Source organism: Pseudomonas luteola NBRC 103146, from assembly GCF_002091675.1.
GTDB lineage: Bacteria > Pseudomonadota > Gammaproteobacteria > Pseudomonadales > Pseudomonadaceae > Chryseomonas > Chryseomonas luteola.
Genome location: NZ_BDAE01000081.1, coordinates 1 through 1,232, shown reverse-complemented (window position 1 = coordinate 1,232; position 1,232 = coordinate 1). Strand labels below are relative to the sequence as shown.

Genomic DNA, 1,232 nt, shown 5'->3' with positions numbered 1-1,232 from the left:
TTGAATCGCCCCTAGTTTCCTAGACACCTCTAAGCCTCATAATGAGGCCCGTTAGGAGGTGCCATGAGCAAGCAGCGTTACCCCGAGGAATTCAAGATCGAAGCGGTCAAGCAAGTGACCGAGCGCGGCCTCCCCGTTGCCGAGGTGGCGACGCGGTTGGGCATGTCGGCGCATAGCCTATATGCCTGGATCAAGCGCTACGGCAAGCCCCAGGAACAGCGACAGCAGGAAGACGAGCAGCAGGCCGAACTGCGTCGTCTGCGCGCGGAACTCAAGCGAGTGACCGAAGAGCGAGACATCCTAAAAAAGGCCGCCGCGTACTTTGCCAAGGAGTCCGGCTGAAGTACGCCTTCATTAGCAAGCTGTCGGTGGAGTACCCGGTGCGGCGTCTTTGCCAGACCCTCAAGGTGCATCCCAGCGGTTACTACGCCTGGCTGGCCGAGCCGAAATCCGTACGCGCCAAGGAAGATCAACGCCTGTTCGGATTGATCAAGCATGCCTGGCTGGAAAGCGGTGGGGTCTACGGCTACCGCAAGATCCATGACGACCTGCGCGAGCTGGGGGAGTCCTGTGGCCGGCACCGCGTGGCTCGCCTGATGCGGGGAGAGGGGTTGCGCTCGCAGACCGGCTATTGTCGGCGCCTCAGCTATTATGGAGGCAAGCCGACAGTGGTCTCGCCCAACCGCCTGGAGCGGCAGTTCAACGTTAGTGAACCGAACAAGGTCTGGGTCACCGACATTACCTACATTCGCACCTATGAGGGCTGGTTGTACTTGGCGGTGGTCCTGGATCTGTTTTCACGCCAGGTGATTGGCTGGTCGATGAAGCCACGGATGTACAGCGACCTAGCCATCGATGCGTTGCTGATGGCAGTGTGGCGGCGCAAGCCCAAGCAGGAAGTGATGATCCACTCCGACCAGGGCAGCCAGTTCAGCAGCTCGGACTGGCAAAGCTTCCTCAAGGCCAACAACCTGATCAGCAGCATGAGTCGACGCGGTAACTGCCACGACAACGCGGTCGCGGAAAGCTTTTTCCAGTTGCTGAAGCGGGAACGCATCCGACGAAAAATCTACGGTACCCGGGAAGAAGCCCGCAGTGATGTGTTCGATTACATCGAGATGTTTTATAACCCCAAACGCCGGCATAGCAGCGCTATGCAGCTATCGCCAGTAGAATTTGAAAAGCGCTATTTCCAGAGCTTGGAGAGTGTCTAGGAAAGCCGGGGCGATTCA

The 1,232-nt window shown here is 58.4% G+C and carries 1 protein-coding gene; it reads left to right on the top strand.

Annotation, left to right across the window (positions count from 1 at the left end; all coding sequences use genetic code 11):
• The first annotated feature begins 63 nt into the window (after positions 1-63).
• Positions 64-1,214 (top strand): IS3 family transposase gene (locus tag PLU01S_RS25135; RefSeq protein WP_085985622.1). Its coding sequence is split into 2 segments (ribosomal slippage): positions 64-307 and positions 307-1,214, totalling 1,152 coding nucleotides; the frame shifts between segments, so codons are not numbered across the junction.
• Positions 1,215-1,232 lie beyond the last annotated feature (18 nt).